Origin of the sequence: Actinobacillus arthritidis (assembly GCF_029774155.1) — a bacterium.
Lineage (GTDB): Bacteria > Pseudomonadota > Gammaproteobacteria > Enterobacterales > Pasteurellaceae > Actinobacillus > Actinobacillus arthritidis.
This window is the reverse complement of the sequence record NZ_CP103833.1, coordinates 486575-504381: the sequence shown is the minus strand read 5'-3', so window position 1 is coordinate 504381 and position 17807 is coordinate 486575. Positions and strand designations below refer to the sequence as shown.

The 17807-nt window shown below is 40.3% G+C and carries 16 protein-coding genes and 2 pseudogenes; 6 read left to right on the top strand and 12 right to left on the bottom strand.

All coding sequences use genetic code 11. The features are described from left to right. Positions 1–63: 63 nt before the first annotated feature. A complete protein-coding gene (gene cysS, locus NYR89_RS02475) occupies positions 64–1443 on the bottom strand; it encodes a cysteine--tRNA ligase (RefSeq protein WP_279446197.1) in 1380 nt (459 codons plus the stop codon). A 144-nt stretch (positions 1444–1587) separates the two neighbouring features. Here cysS and NYR89_RS02470 point away from each other — a divergent pair, with 144 nt between their 5' ends. The 4 genes from NYR89_RS02470 (at position 1588) to NYR89_RS02455 (ending at position 6300) form a co-directional block, all read left to right on the top strand. Continuing rightward, entirely contained in the window at positions 1588–2097 is a 510-nt protein-coding gene (locus NYR89_RS02470) for a peptidylprolyl isomerase (protein ID WP_279446196.1), read from the top strand. Between the two features lie 104 nt (positions 2098–2201). Further along, on the top strand, positions 2202–3434 hold the full coding sequence (locus tag NYR89_RS02465) for a multifunctional CCA addition/repair protein (protein ID WP_279446195.1): 1233 nt from the start codon (positions 2202–2204) through the stop codon (positions 3432–3434). 149 nt (positions 3435–3583) lie between these two features. Continuing rightward, entirely contained in the window at positions 3584–4024 is a 441-nt protein-coding gene (locus NYR89_RS02460; protein WP_279446194.1) for a TonB-dependent receptor plug domain-containing protein, read from the top strand. A gap of 5 nt (positions 4025–4029) precedes the next feature. After that, positions 4030–6300, top strand: coding sequence for a TonB-dependent receptor domain-containing protein (locus tag NYR89_RS02455; RefSeq protein WP_279446193.1), 2271 nt, complete (start codon positions 4030–4032; stop codon positions 6298–6300). An 84-nt stretch (positions 6301–6384) separates the two neighbouring features. Here NYR89_RS02455 and iscX read toward each other — a convergent pair whose 3' ends face one another. The 10 genes and pseudogenes from iscX to NYR89_RS02405 all read right to left on the bottom strand — a co-directional run bounded on the left by iscX (position 6385) and on the right by NYR89_RS02405 (position 13349). After that, entirely contained in the window at positions 6385–6579 is a 195-nt protein-coding gene (iscX, locus tag NYR89_RS02450) for a Fe-S cluster assembly protein IscX (protein WP_018651770.1), read from the bottom strand. Beyond that, a complete protein-coding gene (gene fdx / locus NYR89_RS02445; protein WP_005623313.1) occupies positions 6579–6920 on the bottom strand; it encodes an ISC system 2Fe-2S type ferredoxin in 342 nt (113 codons plus the stop codon). Before fdx ends, iscX begins: the two co-directional genes overlap by 1 nt. Positions 6921–6970: 50 nt before the next feature. Then, positions 6971–8823, bottom strand: a pseudogene (gene hscA, locus NYR89_RS02440) (Fe-S protein assembly chaperone HscA). Positions 8824–8941: 118 nt separating this feature from the next. Then, the gene (locus NYR89_RS02435; protein WP_279446192.1) at positions 8942–9574 is read right to left on the bottom strand and encodes a DUF2625 family protein; all 633 of its coding nucleotides are present in this window, start codon (positions 9572–9574) and stop codon (positions 8942–8944) included. 27 nt (positions 9575–9601) lie between these two features. Further along, on the bottom strand, positions 9602–10054 hold the full coding sequence (locus tag NYR89_RS02430) for a DMT family transporter (RefSeq protein WP_039196395.1): 453 nt from the start codon (positions 10052–10054) through the stop codon (positions 9602–9604). Between the two features lie 47 nt (positions 10055–10101). Continuing rightward, a pseudogene (gene hscB, locus NYR89_RS02425) lies at positions 10102–10622 on the bottom strand (Fe-S protein assembly co-chaperone HscB). A gap of 9 nt (positions 10623–10631) precedes the next feature. Next, on the bottom strand, positions 10632–10955 hold the full coding sequence (iscA, locus tag NYR89_RS02420) for an iron-sulfur cluster assembly protein IscA (RefSeq protein ID WP_279446191.1): 324 nt from the start codon (positions 10953–10955) through the stop codon (positions 10632–10634). A 141-nt stretch (positions 10956–11096) separates the two neighbouring features. Next, positions 11097–11480 (bottom strand): Fe-S cluster assembly scaffold IscU, encoded by a 384-nt coding sequence (gene iscU, locus NYR89_RS02415; protein WP_005597611.1) that lies wholly within the window; start codon positions 11478–11480, stop codon positions 11097–11099. A 135-nt stretch (positions 11481–11615) separates the two neighbouring features. After that, a complete protein-coding gene (locus NYR89_RS02410; protein ID WP_005612282.1) occupies positions 11616–12842 on the bottom strand; it encodes an IscS subfamily cysteine desulfurase in 1227 nt (408 codons plus the stop codon). Between the two features lie 54 nt (positions 12843–12896). Then, positions 12897–13349, bottom strand: coding sequence for an Rrf2 family transcriptional regulator (locus tag NYR89_RS02405; RefSeq protein ID WP_279446190.1), 453 nt, complete (start codon positions 13347–13349; stop codon positions 12897–12899). A 481-nt stretch (positions 13350–13830) separates the two neighbouring features. On the opposite strand from NYR89_RS02405, the gene NYR89_RS02400 reads away from it, so the two are divergent. Further along, a complete protein-coding gene (locus tag NYR89_RS02400) occupies positions 13831–15210 on the top strand; it encodes a porin (RefSeq protein WP_279446189.1) in 1380 nt (459 codons plus the stop codon). Between the two features lie 86 nt (positions 15211–15296). Beyond that, positions 15297–15860 (top strand): methylated-DNA--[protein]-cysteine S-methyltransferase, encoded by a 564-nt coding sequence (locus tag NYR89_RS02395; protein ID WP_279446188.1) that lies wholly within the window; start codon positions 15297–15299, stop codon positions 15858–15860. Positions 15861–15895: 35 nt separating this feature from the next. Here NYR89_RS02395 and NYR89_RS02390 read toward each other — a convergent pair whose 3' ends face one another. After that, complete coding sequence (locus tag NYR89_RS02390) at positions 15896–17746, bottom strand: ATP-binding protein (RefSeq protein WP_279446187.1); 1851 nt, start codon at positions 17744–17746, stop codon at positions 15896–15898. Positions 17747–17807 lie beyond the last annotated feature (61 nt).

Below are 17807 nucleotides of genomic sequence, written 5' to 3'. Positions count from 1 at the left end.
AAAGCGATTGAATTTGCAAAATTTTTTACAAATTCAACCGCTTGTTGTTTTATCGCTTAATGCTTACGCCTTACGCCATGTTGTGCCGTTTGGTGTGTCTTCCAGCACGATATTCATTGCTTTTAGTTTATCGCGTACTTCATCGGCTACCGCCCAATTTTTCGCGGCTTTTGCTTCGTTACGCTGTTTAATTAACGCTTCAATTTCCGCAACTTCATCATTGTTCGCATCGCCTTGTAAAAACGCTTCCGGATCTTGATAAAGTAAACCTAATACAGCGACTAATTCTTTTAAACACACCGCTAAACCGTTCGCTTTCGCCATATCTTCGGTTTTGAGTTTATTCACTTCACGTGCGATTTCAAATAACACTGCTAATGCGCCCGGCGTATTGAAATCATCGTCCATTGCCGCTTTAAACGCTTCGACGTATTGTTCGCCACCAGCAACTTCAACCGATAAATCGCAACCACGTAATGAAGTGTATAAACGTTCTAACGCCGAGCGTGCTAAATCTAAATTATCTAGGCTGTAATTTAGTAAGCTACGATAGTGCGCGGTTAAGAAGAAATAACGTAAAGTTTCCGATTCATATTTTTCTAACATGGTGCGAATCGTGAAGAAATTGCCGAGCGATTTTGACATTTTCTCATCGTCAATCGTTAGCATACCGGTATGTAACCAGTAATTTACATAATCGCCGCCATGGGCACAGCAAGATTGTGCAATTTCATTTTCGTGGTGAGGGAACATTAAATCTGAGCCACCACCGTGAATATCAAAATGTTCACCTAATTCTTTGCTGTTCATTGCCGAACATTCGATATGCCAACCCGGGCGACCGTTGCCCCACGGACTTTGCCAACTCGGCTCGCCTTCTTTCGACATTTTCCATAACACGAAATCCATCGGATTTTTCTTCACCGATTTAATTTCAACACGTGCGCCCGCTTGTAATTGTTCTAAATTTTGGCGAGATAACGCACCGTATTTTTTGAAACTTTCCACATCAAACATCACATCGCCATCCGCCGCTACGTAAGCATGGCCGTTTGCGATCAGTTTTTCCACCATCGCTACAATTTCCGGGATATGTTTGGTCGCACGAGGCTCAACATCCGGGCGAAGAATATTCAGATCATCAAAATCTTTATGCATTTCGGCAATCATACGATCGACTAATTGATCGCAAGTTTCGTTATTTTCTAATGCACGTTTGATGATTTTATCGTCCACATCGGTAATGTTACGCACATAACGCAAGTTATAGCCTAAATAACGTAAATAACGTGCAATCACGTCAAATGAAACAAAAGTACGTCCATGCCCAAAGTGACAGAGATCGTAAACCGTAACGCCGCAGACATACATACCAACTTGGTTCGGGTTAATTGGTTTAAATTCTTCTTTTTCACGTTTTAAAGTGTTATAAATTTTGAGCATAGTATCCTCTGTACTGATTTGTTATCGCAATGTTGAGAAGTATAGCGAATAAGCGGTCTAATTTTGAGATTTTTTTGCAATTTCCCGTAAACTTTTTAATAATAACGCACCAAACTTCCCTTTCTCTTTTATAAGGAAATCTAAATGATTACATTACATACGAATTTCGGTGACATTAAAATCGAACTTAACTTTGAAAAAGCACCGGTAACCGCAAAAAACTTTGAAGATTACTGCAAAGAAGGCTTTTATAACGGTACGATTTTCCACCGTGTTATCGATGGTTTTATGATTCAAGGCGGCGGTATGACTTCAGGCTTAATTGAAAAAGCAACCAAAGTGCCGATTCAAAACGAAGCGAACAATCGTTTAAGCAACAAACGCGGCACACTTGCCATGGCACGTACTTCTGATCCACATTCAGCAAGCTCACAGTTCTTTATCAACGTAGCGGACAATACTTTCTTAGATTACCGTTCAAAAGAAATGTTTGGTCGTGAAGTGGTGCAAGAATGGGGCTATGCGGTATTCGGTGAAGTGGTTGAAGGTATGGACGTGGTTGATAAAATCAAAGGCGTGAAAACAGGCAACAAAGGCTTCCACCAAGATGTACCGGTTGAAGATGTAGTAATTGAATCAGTAACCGTTGCATAATCGCAAAATAAGTTAGAAATTTGACCGCTTGCACTCAACACAAGCGGTCAAATTTTTTTATCATTCTGCAAAATGGAATCATCTTTCATAAAAGTAACAAAACTATGCAAATTTATCTCGTTGGCGGTGCAATCCGTGATCAGTTATTAAACTTACCGGTAAAAGATCGGGATTATCTGGTGGTTGGTGCAACGCCCGAACAACTGCTAGCACAAGGCTATCAGCAAGTCGGCAATGACTTCCCCGTTTTTTTACATCCAAAAACCAAAGAAGAATATGCACTAGCTCGCCAAGAACATAAAAACGGGGTCGGCTATAACGGCTTTCTCTGCGATTTTTCGCCGGATGTCACGCTCGAACAAGATTTAATCCGTCGAGATTTAACCATTAATGCGATTGCCCAAGATGCAAGCGGTCAAATTTTTGACCCATACGGTGGTAAACAAGATTTAGCAAATCGTCTGCTTCGTCATATTTCACCGGCATTTAGTGAAGATCCACTGCGGGTTTTAAGAGTGGCTCGCTTTGTCGCCCGTTTCCATTCGCTCGGCTTTAAAATCGCGCCTGAAACAGTAAAGTTAATGCAGGAAATGACCGCTTGCGGTGAATTGGCTCACTTAACCGCGGAGCGTGTTTGGTTGGAAACCCAAAAAGCATTTGCGACTGATAATCCGCAAATCTATTTTGAAGTATTACGAGAAATCGGTGCGTTAGCCGTATTATTTCCGGAATTAGACCGCTTATTCGGAGTGCCTCAACCAGAGAAACATCACCCTGAAATTGATTGTGGTATTCATACTTTATTGGTGATGGAACAAGCCAAACGACTTGCAAAAAATGCGGAAAATCCGACCGCTTTGTTATGGGCCGCGCTTTGCCACGATTTAGGCAAAGGGTTAACCGAAAAAGACATTCTCCCACATCATTACGGGCACGAAGTAAAAGGTATCAAACCGGCTCGTGAGCTATCCAATCACTTAAAAGTACCGACAGATATCAAAGACTTCGCCATTTTGGTCACCGAATATCACACACACTGCCATAAAATGGCGGAGTTACGTTCGGAAACCGTATTGAAAGTATTTAATGCGCTTGATGTATGGCGTAAACCGCAACGTTTTTTTGATTTTTTACTCGCTTGTGAGGCGGACGCACGCGGCAGATTAGGCTTTGAAGAGAGAGAGTATCCGCAAGCGGAACTTGCTAAGCGTTATTTCGAAGCGGCGAATCAAGTAGATGTACAACAAGTGATTGCGGATGGTTATGAAAAGCAAGCGATTAGAGATGAACTGAATAAACGTCGGGCAAATGCGATCGCGACACTAAAGAAAAAATAGCCGAAACATTATATTTTTCCTCTCAATCCACATAAACCATAAAAATTTAATGGATTTTTTTGTATTTCCACTATTTTTTTTATGGTTTATTCATTCTATAATACTCCCCTTTTTAATTATTCTTATTATTCATATAAAAGGGGACAACCATGAAAAAAAATGCCATTACAGTGGCTCTCTTTACGTTATTAAGCCTAACAGCTCAGGCAGAAGAACGTATTGAATTAGAGGAAGTGAAGGTTAATGCACAAGGCAAATTGGGAGATTCTATTCTCAATAATGCCGATAATATCAGCGATCAGGTCGTTGATAAATCACAGTTAAAACATCGGTCGGCAACTTTAGGTAACGCTTTAGCCGGCGAATTAGGTATACATTCCAATCCATTTGGCGGCGGTGCGAGTAAGCCGATTATTCGAGGACAAGACGGTGTACGCGTTAAAATTCTGCAAAACGGTACGGATGTGATTGATATGTCCTCTCTCTCTCCCGATCATGTGGTTGTTGCCGATACTTTACTCGCTAGCCAAGTGGAAATTGTTCGAGGAGCAAATACGCTTTTATATAGCACAGCTCACCAGCCGGCGTAGTAAATATGGTAGACGGGCGAATCCCAACTCAAATGCCTGTGGGTGCGCTCTTACCTAATTTGGAAGGAGAAGCACTAACTCGCTATAACACATCTAGCAAAGAAGTGGTGAATACTGCCGGTATTACTTTAGGGCTGGGTAATCATTTTGCTCTACGTATTGAAGGATTAAAACGTAATGCGGATAACTATCGTGTGCCGAAATTCCAAGCGGAATCAGAACAATTACATTACTTACCCGGCAGTGATAATAAATCGAATGTCGGTACTATCGGACTTTCTTATATTCACGACAAGGGCTATTTAGGCGCATCTTACAGCCGACGAAAAGACCGCTATAGTATTCCGGGGCATATTCATTGCAACAGCGATAAAGAACATTTCACGCAGTGGTATGGTTCCGGACGTTATTACCTCTCTATTTATCCGCATTTAATGGGTGATGAAGATATTTATGATAATCCGCATACTCATTGTCTGCATAATCACAATGAACCTAGTGAAGACAACCCAACTGGGATATTAGTTAATCACCTGCACGATAGCCCTTATATTTTGATGAATACCAAGCGATATGATGTGCGTGGAGAATTATTACAACCGTTTAACTGGTTAGATAAAGCGAAATTGAGTCTGACTTTTGCCGATTATTACCACGATGAACGCGATCCGGGTAATCCGCAAAGTGCAAACAATCCAAAAAGTATTGAACGTGATCCAACCGTTGATAAAGGAAGTGAAAATGCGATTTTTAAAAATAAAGGATTTAACAGTCGCTTAGAACTTTATCATACGCCGACCAAACATTTTAAAGGAATGTTCGGTTTACAATATCAGACACAAAAAGCCAGCGCTGGCGAAGTATTGCTACCAAGTTATTTTGAATCACCTGAAGCCTATAGCAAAGCATTACATAATAACGTGAACAGTTATCGCCCTTATTTACTTGTACCGCATACCAATAAAAGCATCAGTTTATTTGGCTTGGAACAATTTAATTTGGGTAAATTTAGTTTAGATACTGCAGTTCGTTATGAAAAACAAAGAACACCGGTACATTATGAGCAAAAACTACTAGATCATGCGCTGAATAATTTCCAAAAAGATCCGTCAAGACCTCAGGAATATTCACCGATTAAACCGGATTTAACCCCATATACGCAAAATGCACTTTCTTATCTTGCGACAGCTTCTTGGGATTTTACGCCGGAAAATCGTGTGTCGTTTAGCTATTCGCATAACGAACGTATTCCATCGCCAATGGAACTCTATTATCAGGGTAAACACCTTGCAACCAGTTCTTTTGAGCATGGCAATAAAGATTTAACCAAAGAAAAATCGGATAACTATGAATTAGCCTTTAGACACACCGGAGATAAGCTATTTTATAAAACCAGCGGTTATTACAGTGATTTCGACAACTATATTTTCAATGAAAACGTAGAGAAAGAAGGTAATCTTTACTTACGCCGTTATAATCAAACTACCGCCAAATTCTACGGATTAGAAGCAGAAGTGACTTACCAATTCCATCCTGATCACAGCATCACATTATTCGGTGATATTGTGCGTGGACGTATTGGAAAATTATCGCCGGTGATTGGTAAAAATTTCTATGATAAAGAGCCGATCTTAGATGAAAGCAGTATTGATAGCCCTTGTTTATTAAACGGTGGCGATTTAAGCCGATGTGTAAGCTTTAGCAACCAAGCGGAATTAATCGCACCGCCGGAAGTTAGCTTAGATCCGGATTGCACCCAAAAAGATATTGAAAATGAGCCTGAATACTGTGTAATCACTTATCCGGGTAAAATCGGTACAGATAAACTTAAACGCCCAGCAACTAACGCACCTCGTGTTCCGCCAATCCGTTTAGGTTTCCGTTGGCAAGGTTATTTCAATCAGAACTGGTCTGCCAATGTTGAATATATCCGTGTATTTACTCAAAAACGTGTTTCAACTTCAACCATTGCGATTAAACCAAGATTGCATACACCGAAAGGATGTACTAGAGATGATAGTGACTGCGAAATTAAAAACTACGTGAATAATAATTTACCGATGGTCGCTCGTAAAGTAACGGAAAATAAAACGCAAGGCTATAACTTACTGAATTTAGGGATTGATTACAATCGCATTATCAAAAATGTCGATTACACCTTCTCGTTACGAGCAAATAACGTATTGAATGAACAAATCTATATTCATAACTCATTCTTACCTTACGTGCCGCAAATCGGACGTAACTTTACCTTTGCCGTCAATGTGAAATTCTAGTGATTGAATTTTAGATATAAAAAAGGCAGTGCAATGACTTCGCTCTGCCTTTTCCATTTCTTTTTTGATTTCTTATTTGAATACTTATTCGTATTCTTCTAACCAAATGGTTAAAATCGCTTCTAAAATATGTTCGTTTGACGCTTCCGGATCATCATCAAAATCTTCCATTTCGCAGATCCATTTATGCATATCGGTAAAACGAACTGTCGTCGGATCCAAATCCGGATTCATATCATACAGATTTTCCGCAATCATGCGTGTATCAGACCATTTCATTAGTGTGCCGCCTCATTTGCGTGATTTAAGTTATATTTCGGAATCTCTACCACTAAGTCTTCTTCGCCAACTACACATTGGCAACTTAAACGGCTATCCATTTCCAGACCCCATGCTTTATCTAGCATATCTTCTTCTTGATCGGTTGTTTCATTTAATGAATCAAACCCTTCACGAATAACCACATGGCAAGTCGTACACGCACAAGAACCGTCACAAGCATGGTGAATTTCTACACCCGCATTGTGCGCTAACTCTAATAAATTGTCGCCGGTTTGCGCTTCAATCACCATACCTTCCGGACAGAACTCTTCATGCGGAAGAAAAACAACTTTTGGCATAATATCCTCTTTTATTTGACTCTTCCCCTCTTTTCACAGAAGGGCACTAATTAAATAATTTCATCAACGGCTTTACCCGCTAATGCTTTTTGGATTGATAAATTCATTCGCTTCGCGACAAATGTTTGTGTTGCGAGATCTAAATCTTTTACCCCTTGGGCAATTGCTTGTCGATCCGTACCTTGTTTTAATTGAATCAGTTTTGCGATTTCCGCTTCAATTAACTTAAACTCTTCAACGCTTAATACTTCCGCACCGTCTTGTTGCAATGCCGAAATTACCGTATCAATCGTTCTATCTGCTTCAACACGCTGTTCAGCAAGTTGACGAGCTTCCATATCTTCTTTGGCATTGGTCATTGAAGATTTAATCATTTGCGTGACTTCTTCATCGGTTAAACCGTAAGACGGCTTAATTTGAATCGAAGCCTGTACTTTGGTCGATTTTTCCATTGCCGTAACACTGAGCAAACCATCCGCATCCACTTGATAAGTAACACGAATTGTCGCCGCACCGGCAACCATCGGCGGAATGCCTCGTAACGTAAAGCGACCAAGTGAACGACAATCTTCGACTAACTCACGTTCGCCTTGTAACACGTGTACGCTCATTGCGGTTTGACCGTCTTTCGCCGTAGTAAATTCTTGCGCACGTGCAACCGGAATCGTCGTGTTACGCGGAATAATTTTCTCAACTAAACCACCCATCGTTTCGATACCAAGTGAAAGCGGTACCACATCTAACAGCGACATTTCGCTATCCGGTTTATTACCCACTAGGATATCCGCCTGAATCGCGCACCTAATGCCACAACTTTATCCGGATCAATTGAGGTTAACGGATTCTTCTCGAAAAATTCGCCGACTTGCTCACGCACAAACGGCACACGGGTTGAACCGCCAACCATTACCACTTCACGAACTTCTTCGACCTCCACACCGGCATCTTTTAACGCTCGGCGGCAAGTCATCAATGAACGTTTAACTAATGGCTGAATTAACTCGTTAAATTGCGCACGGCTTACCGTACCTTGCCAATTTGCAAATTTCACTTCAGTTTCGACCGCTTGTGAAAGCACCACTTTAGTTTGGGTAGCTAGCGTTAATAATTCACGTTGTTCATTGGCATTCTGCGGTTTGTAATTTGCCTGTTCCGCAATCCAATCGGCTAGCAAATGGTCGAAATCATCGCCGCCAAGTGCGGTATCACCACCGGTCGCCAACACTTCAAACACACCTCGACTTAAACGCAAAATCGAAATATCGAAAGTACCGCCGCCTAAATCATATACTGCGATAACGCCTTCTTGTCCGCTATCCAACCCATAAGCAATCGCTAGCGCCGTTGGTTCATTTAATAAACGTAATACATTTAAACCGGCAAGACGCGCCGCATCTTTGGTGCTTTGACGTTGTGCGTCATCAAAATACGCCGGTACAGTGATAACTACACCGGATAATTCTCCGCCTAAACGTTGTTCGGCAAAGCGATTTAAATGGCTTAAAATATCCGCTGATACCTCAACCGGACTTTTATTACCTTGTTTAGTCTGAATTAACGGTAAGCCGTTATCACTGGCGATAAATTTATAAGGCAAATCCGGATAACGTGTTTGTACGTCTGCTAGTGAGCGACCGATTAAACGTTTCGCCGAAATTACCGTATTCTGAGGGTCAATACTTGCTTGCGCAAATGCTTCAACCCCAACGATTTTTTGTTGTTCACCGTAGTGGACGACGGATGGAACTAACGCTCGTTCCTGATCATCTAACAACACCTGCGTTTGCCCGCTACGTACACTTGCCACCAATGAATTGGTTGTGCCAAGGTCAATACCGATTGCTAAACGATGCTGATGTGGTGCGACCGTCTGCCCCGGCTCAGCAATTTGAAGTAATGCCATTATTTTTTATCTCTCTTTGTATAATATTATGTTCTGACTCTACCAAATTCTGCTCAAGATCTAATTCAAAAACGAGCACTTACTACACTCTCTCCTCTTGTGGGAGAGAGTGATAAAATTATGCTACGGAGTATCCCATATTTTCCGGTGCAAATACGCCTTGGTAATGGCGTTCGATCGGTACGGCGATTTTACTTTCTAATTCTAATACTTGATGACCTTGTAAATTCGCAATATCCGCTTGCCAGTTTTCCCAACGTAAGTCTTTATAAAAATCAGCTAAATCACCGGCTAATGCCCAGCCGAGAAATTCCGAATAACCTAAATTTAACGGTTCCCATTTTTTGGTTTTCGGATTGTGATAGTAAACTTGCCCGAGTTTGTCACCTAAGCCACCGGCATTAATCGCAAAATAACCGCCGATAGCATCATCCGCCACTAATAAATGGCTCGGTTGTTCGCCTGACTGTTTAAACGTTTTACCGAAATTCCAGTCGAATAAGCCTCTCGGTAGCTTTTCATTGCCGGAACCTAAAATGCGCAACCAGCCGTGATCAATAAAAATGCCACCGGTTTCATACACGATTGCACCCATTGGCGAACGCGTTGAAAGCCGCATTCCAACCAGTGCCGCACCGGCATCTTCCGGATAGCTCGCTAAAATTTCATAATGATTTTTTGCTTGCGTAAACCAATCTCTTAAAATGAGCCACGCTGATTGCTTATCTAATAATTCTTCTAATGCTTTCATTGCAAAATTTCCTTAAAATTCGACCGCTTATTTTCGGGCTAAGAAATAAATCCCTAAACCACAAGCAACCGTTAATAACCCGATTAATTGATTTAATTGGAAAGGTCGAACCGCCATACCAAACAAACCGAAATGATCGATAATCGCTCCTGTGACCAACTGCCCGACAATAATAAAAAACAGCATATTGGTAATGCCGATTTTTGGGGCTAAAAACACCGTGGTAAAGACGAAACCGGCGCCTAAAATTCCACCGAGCAATTTCCAAAACGGCTGTGACGGAAGTTGTTGTAACGCACCGCTTAAATCCGTTTTCCAAAAACAAAATAGCAGTAACGCAATTGTCCCCGTTGCAAACGAAATTGTCGCCGCCACTAACGGCTGTCCGAGCATTGCTTGCGCTAATCGGCTATTGATTGCCGCTTGGCTTGCTAGTGCGGAACCGGCGACTAATGCCAACAAAATATAGGGTAAAGACATTTGCAAAATTCTCTTAAAATCCGACCGCTTGTATCCGGCTGATACCACTACATCTCGAAGAATTTTTCTTCGACTTTTTCGATTTGAATAATCAGCTTTTTAAAATAGCGTAGGCGATCTGTCAGCCCATTAGCTTGTTGCCATTGTTGCGCTTCAAGCGTTTGTTGCAATTGCTGTAAAACGGATTTTTGTTCGGTTTTAATTTGCTTTAAGAAGGCGGTTAATTCGTCTTCATCATTACGGTGTTCAATCGTTTCGAGCTTCTCGTGCCATTCCATTTGTTGCATTAAGAACTCGATATCTCGCATACTTTTTTCTTCGAGATTTTTTGCTTCACCGGTATGAATTTCAATTATCGCTTCCGCTCGTAAAATCGGATCTTTTAACGTCTGCAATGCCGCATTCACATCTGCCGACTTTTGTACTGTCGCTAATTGTTCCGCTGAAGAGCGCTGGCAAAATTATCCGGATGAAGCTGTTTTTGTAATGCCAGATAACGTTCGGAAAGCAAAGCATTATCTAATTCAAATTGAACCGGTAAATCAAATAGTGCAAAAGGATTATTCATGATTTTCCTCTATACGTTAAAACTTTCACCGCAACCGCAAGAATCTTTTACATTCGGATTGTTATATTTAAAGCCTTCGTTTAAGCCTTCTTTCACGAAATCCAATTCGGTGCCGTCTAAATAGGCAAGGCTTTTTTCATCCACGATCACTTTTACACCGTGTTGCTCAAACACTTGATCATCCTCATTTAACACATCAACAAACTCAAGCACATAAGCCAGTCCCGAACAGCCCGATGTTTTCACTCCTAAACGTAAACCGATACCTTTACCACGGTTTTCTAAGAATGTACGAACTCGATTTGTTGCTGTTTCTGTCAATGTAATTGCCATAAGTTATCCTTTTTAATCTGTTAAATGAAAACGATCTTTACCACGGAAAACACGGAAATACCCGAAAACGTTGATTTCGCAAAATTTTGCGAAAAAATAACCGCTTGTTTTCGTGCTTTCCGTGTCATCCAAAGTTAAATATTACTTAGCTTGTTTTTCTTTATAATCGGCAATCGCCGCTTTGATTGCGTCTTCTGCAAGAATTGAGCAGTGAACTTTTACCGGTGGTAGTTCTAATTCTTCTGCGATATCGCTGTTTTTAATAGCACCCGCTTCTTCTAAAGATTTACCTTTAACCCATTCGGTAATTAAAGAACTTGATGCGATTGCAGAACCACAACCGTACGCTTTAAAACGTGCATCTTCGATAATACCCTGATCGTTCACTTTAATTTGTAAGCGTAAAATATCACCACAAGCCGGTGCACCTACCATACCGGTACCGATATCCGCCGCTTCTTTATCAAATGTCCCTACGTTACGTGGGTTCTCGTAATGGTCAATTACTTTTTCGCTGTATGCCATTTTGTATTCCTTTTGTTAAATATTCCCCCTCTTTAGTAAAGAGGGGTTATTAGGGAGATTTGTAAATAAAGTCAAATATTTAACCGCTTATCAAATCCCCCTCAATCCCCCTTTTCTAAAGGGGGAGGCTAATGATTAATGGTGATTCCACTCGATTTTTGATAAATCCACACCTTCTTTAAACATTTCCCAAAGTGGAGAAAGTTCACGAAGTTTTACGATTGCTTTTTTCACAAGCTCGATGGTGTAGTCGATTTCTTCTTCTGTTGTCCAACGACCTAAAGTGAAACGAATTGAGCTGTGCGCTAATTCATCGTCACGGCCGATGGCACGTAATACGTATGAAGGCTCTAAACTTGCTGAGGTACACGCTGAACCTGATGAAACTGCAATATCACGTAACGCCATCATTAATGACTCACCTTCAACGAAGTTGAAGCTGATATTTAAGTTTGAATCTACACGTTTGCCTTCTTCCATTGAACCGTTTACATACACTTCTTCAATATCTTTAAAGCCATTGTATAAACGGTCACGTAAAGCACGTAAACGAGGCATTTCAGTTGCCATTTCTTCTTTCGCGATACGATACGCTTCGCCCATACCCACAATTTGGTGTACAGGTAATGTACCTGAACGCATACCACGCTCGTGACCACCACCGTGAATAATTGCTTCAATACGTACACGCGGTTTACGACATACATATAAACCACCGATACCTTTTGGTCCGTATAATTTATGGCTTGAGAAAGACATTAAGTCTACTTTTAACTCTTGCACGTTTACTGGAACTTTACCAACTGATTGAGTTGCATCCACGTGGAAAATAATTTTCTTCGCACGGCAAATTTCACCGATTGCTTTGATGTCTTGAATAACACCCATTTCATTGTTTACGTGCATCACAGAAATTAAAATCGTATCTGGACGGATTGCCGCTTCTAATTTTGCTAAATCTAAAATACCATCTTCTTCAGGATCTAAGTAAGTAACTTCAAAACCTTCACGTTCTAACTGACGACAAGTATCTAATACTGCTTTATGTTCAGTTTTAACGGTAATGATATGTTTACCTTTAGTTTGATAGAAGTGTGCAGCACCTTTAATCGCTAAGTTATCAGACTCTGTCGCACCTGAAGTAAATACGATTTCACGGCTGTCTGCACCGATTAAATCCGCAATATGGTTACGTGCAACATCTACCGCTTCTTCCGCTTCCCAACCGAATTTGTGTGAACGTGAAGCCGGGTTACCAAAGATGCCGTCTTTGGTCATATATTGCATCATTTTTTGCGCAACACGTTCATCCATTGGAGTGGTTGCGGCATAATCTAAATAGATAGGTAATTTAACTGACATTGTTACTCCTAACTCGCTTGAAATAAGCGGTCATTTTTATTGAATTTTTTGCAATTAGTGTTTGTGTAAATGATCGTGGCAATGCTCTTTTTCACAATCGTGATCCGAGTGTTCTTCAACAAGCTCTGCCAAAGTAATCGTATTTAAAAATACACCGATTTGGTCTTCTAAGCGTTCCCATAAATGGTGCGTTAAGCACTGTGAGTTTTTACTACAGTTACCACTACCTTTACATTTAGTGACATCAAGGTTTTCATTCACCGCCGCAATGATCATACCTACGCTAATGTCTTCCGGTCGCTTACCTAATTGGTAACCGCCACCCGGTCCACGCACACTATGTACAATCCCTTCGCGACGTAATTGGGCAAATAATTGTTCCAAATACGACAAAGAAATCGCTTGACGTTCAGAAATATCGGCAAGACTTACCGGTAAAGATTTTCCATGTAACGCAATATCTAAGATTGCTGTTACCGCATAACGCCCTCTTGACGTTAATTTCATAGTTTGCCCTCTTTTAACAAAGAAAAGTAATCAATCTATGTGTGAATTTTGATATACCCGACTATTTTAGTCAAGAATCTTACACTTATCACACTGAAAGGTTTTATAAATGATCAGAAATACAAATATTTATGCTTGATAACACAGAGGAATAGTTTGCATCTTTTTTAACCTAAAATCCCTATAATTATAAATGATTTTTGATTCACTTAAAATATAGATGAGAGCCAAACTTCAGAGAAATACAATTTATACATATATATAACGAAACATTTTAAACTTCACTCAGTAGAAATATATGAATAAAAATGAACAGGTGTTCACTGGTCGGAACTCATTCTTTTTTAAGTAAATAGGCTTGCTTGCTTTAGATTCCCTACGTAGAATCACGCTTTTCATTTTAGCAACCCCAAAAATATGAACACATGTTCACTGAAACCGTTCTTACCTAATGGTTATTTTCTTTTAAAAAGGACACCTAATGAATAACAAATTTAACAAAACTTTACTTGCCTCTCTCATTACTTTATCAGCAAGTAGTGCTTCCGCATCTTTATTCCAACTAGCTGAAGTTTCAACTTCAGGGCTAGGTATGGCTTATGCTGGTAACAGCGCCGTTGTAGATAATGCCTCAGTAGTTGCAAATAACCCGGCGTTAATGACAAAATTCAAACGTCCTGAAATTTCAGCAGGTGGTGTTCTTGTCGATACCGATTTAAGTGTCCGTGGTACAACACAAAACGGTAATCAAGCCTATGCAGGTAATGTCGTACCAACCGCTCCTATTCCTAATATGTATTTTGTATTACCAGTAAATGATGATTTCTCATTAGGTTTAGGCTATAACGTCAATTATGGTTTAAAAACAAAATATCCAACTGATTTTGCAGCGGGATCATTAGGCGGTAATACCGAATTACAAGCACATAACTTTAACTTCAGTGGTGCATATAAATTAGGCCACGGTTTTAGTATTGGTGCTGGTTTAAATGTTGTTTATTCAAAAGCAGAGTTTATTCGTCATTTAGGTGATAACGCGACCTTGGTTGAACAAAAAGCAAAAGAAGCTGAACTTGCTTCACAACGTTATGAACAACTTGCTAAAGTAACAGGGAACCAACAAGCGACAATGGCGACAGGGCAATATAAACTTGTTGCAAATACTTTATCATCTTACAAACGTTCAACTGAAGTAGCTCGTGTTTCAGGCGATGAATGGTCATTAGGTTGGAATGCTGGTTTAACTTATGAGTTAAACGAAAATCATCGTTGGGGTTTAGCTTATCATTCGCCTGTAGACGTAAAATTCAAAGGACATTATAGCAATGGCGTTTCTCCATTAACGGGATCATCACTCGTAGCTTTCCCTACATCAGGTCAAGAATTACCCGGTAAACTTACTCTAAACTTACCAGCATATTGGGAGTTATCAGGTTTCCATAAATTAACCGATCGCTTAGCAGTTCAATATAGTTGGAAACGTACTGAATGGAGTCGTTTAAAAACATTAGATGCTTACGGTACAAAAGGCGAGCATTACTTGCATAAACAAGAAGATTTCTCTGATACGAGTCGTTATGCGCTAGGCGTATCTTATGATGTATCCGAGCCATTAACATTACGTGCAGGTATTGCTTATGATGAAAATGCAAGCACCAATCATCCGTCAATTTCTATTCCGGATACAAACCGTATGTGGTATTCAGTGGGTGCAACATATCGTGTAACACCGGCACTTTCGGTTGATGCCGGTTATGCGTTCTTACGTGGTACGGCAAATAGCTTTGACGAAAAAGGAACGGCATTTAAAATTAAAGCTCGCGGTAACCTCTACGGCTTAAATCTTAACTACAAATTCTAATATCTAACTCAAAATAGGTAATTACGAATGTTTAGAAGGCGTGTAAACTGATTACAGGCCTTTTTTATTTGGAAACGGAGTAAAATATGCCATCCAATATTCACTATCAATATTACCACTCACCTGTCGGAAAGTCGCTATTGATTGCTAATGATAACGGACTCCTCGGTATTGAGTTTGAACAAGAGCAACTCACTACTGATGCTCAAAAATGGCAAATTGCTACTGAAGCAAGCGGTCAAATTTTTGACATTTTTTGCAAAACACGCCACATTTTAGACCGCTATTTTGCCGGTGAGAAATTGGAATTCCAGCATTTGGATTTTCTGGCGCCACAAGGTACGGAATTCCAAAAATCCGTATGGAAGATTTTATTAACCATTCCTTATGGCAAAACGACAAGCTATGGTGAAATCGCTCAACAGCTTGGTAAACCGAATGCAATGCGTGCTGTCGGTGGAGCGGTAGGTCGCAACCCGATTTCGATTATCGTGCCTTGTCACAGAGTATTAGGAAAAAGCCAAACGCTGACCGGCTTCGGTGGCGGCTTGCCGGCAAAACGCTATTTATTGGAATTGGAAGGGATTGATTTTAAAGATAAAGGCATTGAATTCGTCAACCCTAAACATAAAAAATGGGGAAACGGATAATAAATCCAATCCCCCATTTTCTTGACGAAATCACATCAGTAATTTTCTTTTACCCAATGCTCCGCTAAAGCTAAATCCGCTTGCCATTGTCGCGCAATTTGGAACACCCATTGCGCAATATGCTCTTCCCAAATTTCACCGTTATCGGTTTGGGCATACTGAGCAATTTCTTGCAAGCGTTTTAAGCTGACTGAAGCAAGCGCTCCTTTGATCTTATGAGCTTCATCCGCCGTGTTTTTACGCATTTCTGCGGAATCGGTCGCTAACCATTCGGTAAGATATTGCTGTAAGTTATCCAGATATGTAGGCATAAGTTTCGCAAATAACTCAAAATTCGCTAATACGGCTTTTGCGCCCATTACTTCGATTAATTCGGATAAGATTTTACGATCATAAGGTAAATTTAGCGTTTCTTCCATTTCTACAAGCGGTCTAATTTCACCGGTTTTTTCCATAAAATCGCTATTAAAGTAATGATTCAAACATTCGGATAACGCTTCTAACGAAAGCGGTTTACGCAATACATCATCCATACCTTGTTGCTGATATTCTTGTTTGGTTTGCATAATATTGGCAGTTAGCGCAACTAAAAGCGGCAGGTAATCCACTTCTTCGTTTTCATAGCGCTCACGCAATTGTCTTGCAATATCAAAGCCAGTCATATCCGGTAATTGAATATCAAGTAAAATAAGGTCGTAACTGTTCTGCTCGAATAACTCGAACGCCTCATCTCCGGTCATCGCCACATCAACATCACAGCCGAATTTTTCTAACATCGCACGGGCAACCACCACATTCACTTCAATATCTTCAACTAACAAGACTTTGAGTGCATGATCATTGATTTTAACTGCTTTTTTCGCTTCAACCGTATCCGCTTGAATCGTTAAGGTAAAGGTTGAGCCTTTGCCTTCTTCACTTTCAAGGGTGAGATCGCCGCCCATTAGCTTAGCAATACGTTTTGAGATAGCTAAACCGATACCACTGCCCTGTGCCTTTTTCTCTTGTGAGTTTTCCGCTTGATAGAACATTGCAAACACTTTGCGCTGTTCGTTTTTCGGAATGCCGATACCTGTATCTCGTAGGCTAAAACTAAAATGGTCGTCATCTACTCGTTGCACATCAAGGTAAATATCACCACCTGCTGGGGTAAATTTCACCGCATTGCTGACTAAATTCCACAATACCTGACTTAAACGAGCGTTATCGACCAAAATGAAATTCGGTAAATTATCCGAATAGCTGATATGGAATTTAATTTTACGTTGATCCGCCATTAAATTGGCAAAATTACTGATATCACTGATCAATTGAGAAAACTCAACTTCCTTATTGAATAACTCAATACGGCGACTATCAATTTTCTCTAAATCAATAATATCGCTAAAAATATGCCCTAATGAGACCGCACTAATATTAATTGTTTTTAAATATTCTCGTTGTTGCTGAGTTAGCTCTCCCTCTAACAGAATTCGGCTTAAGCCGATAATGCCATTGAGCGGTGTACGTAATTCATGGCTAATGGTTGCCATTAATACGCTTTTGTCTCGGTTATTTTTTTCAAGTGTGGCATTTAAATGCGCATCCTGCTCACGCAACACACCGAGATCATAAATACTTTGTTCTAGCTGAATACGTGATTTTTCCAGTTTAACAACGATTAAATTGAAAAAATAAATCACAAAAGGGGCGGAAATCAGACCGAAAGAAATCGAACGTAAAATATCACGCGTTTGAATTTCGCCGGTGAATAAATAGGTTAATGCACCCTGGACGATAATCGCAAAAAATGCCAAAACAAAAAAGCCCAGTAAAGCCGCCTTTGCCCGACCTAAGCGTAGCACCCAATTCACATAATTTTGACTACATTGCTTGATTAGTTTCATTCTTCTCCCCTTAAAACGTAAAAATCCTCTCCATCAGCTAATGGAGAGGATTTATTATAGC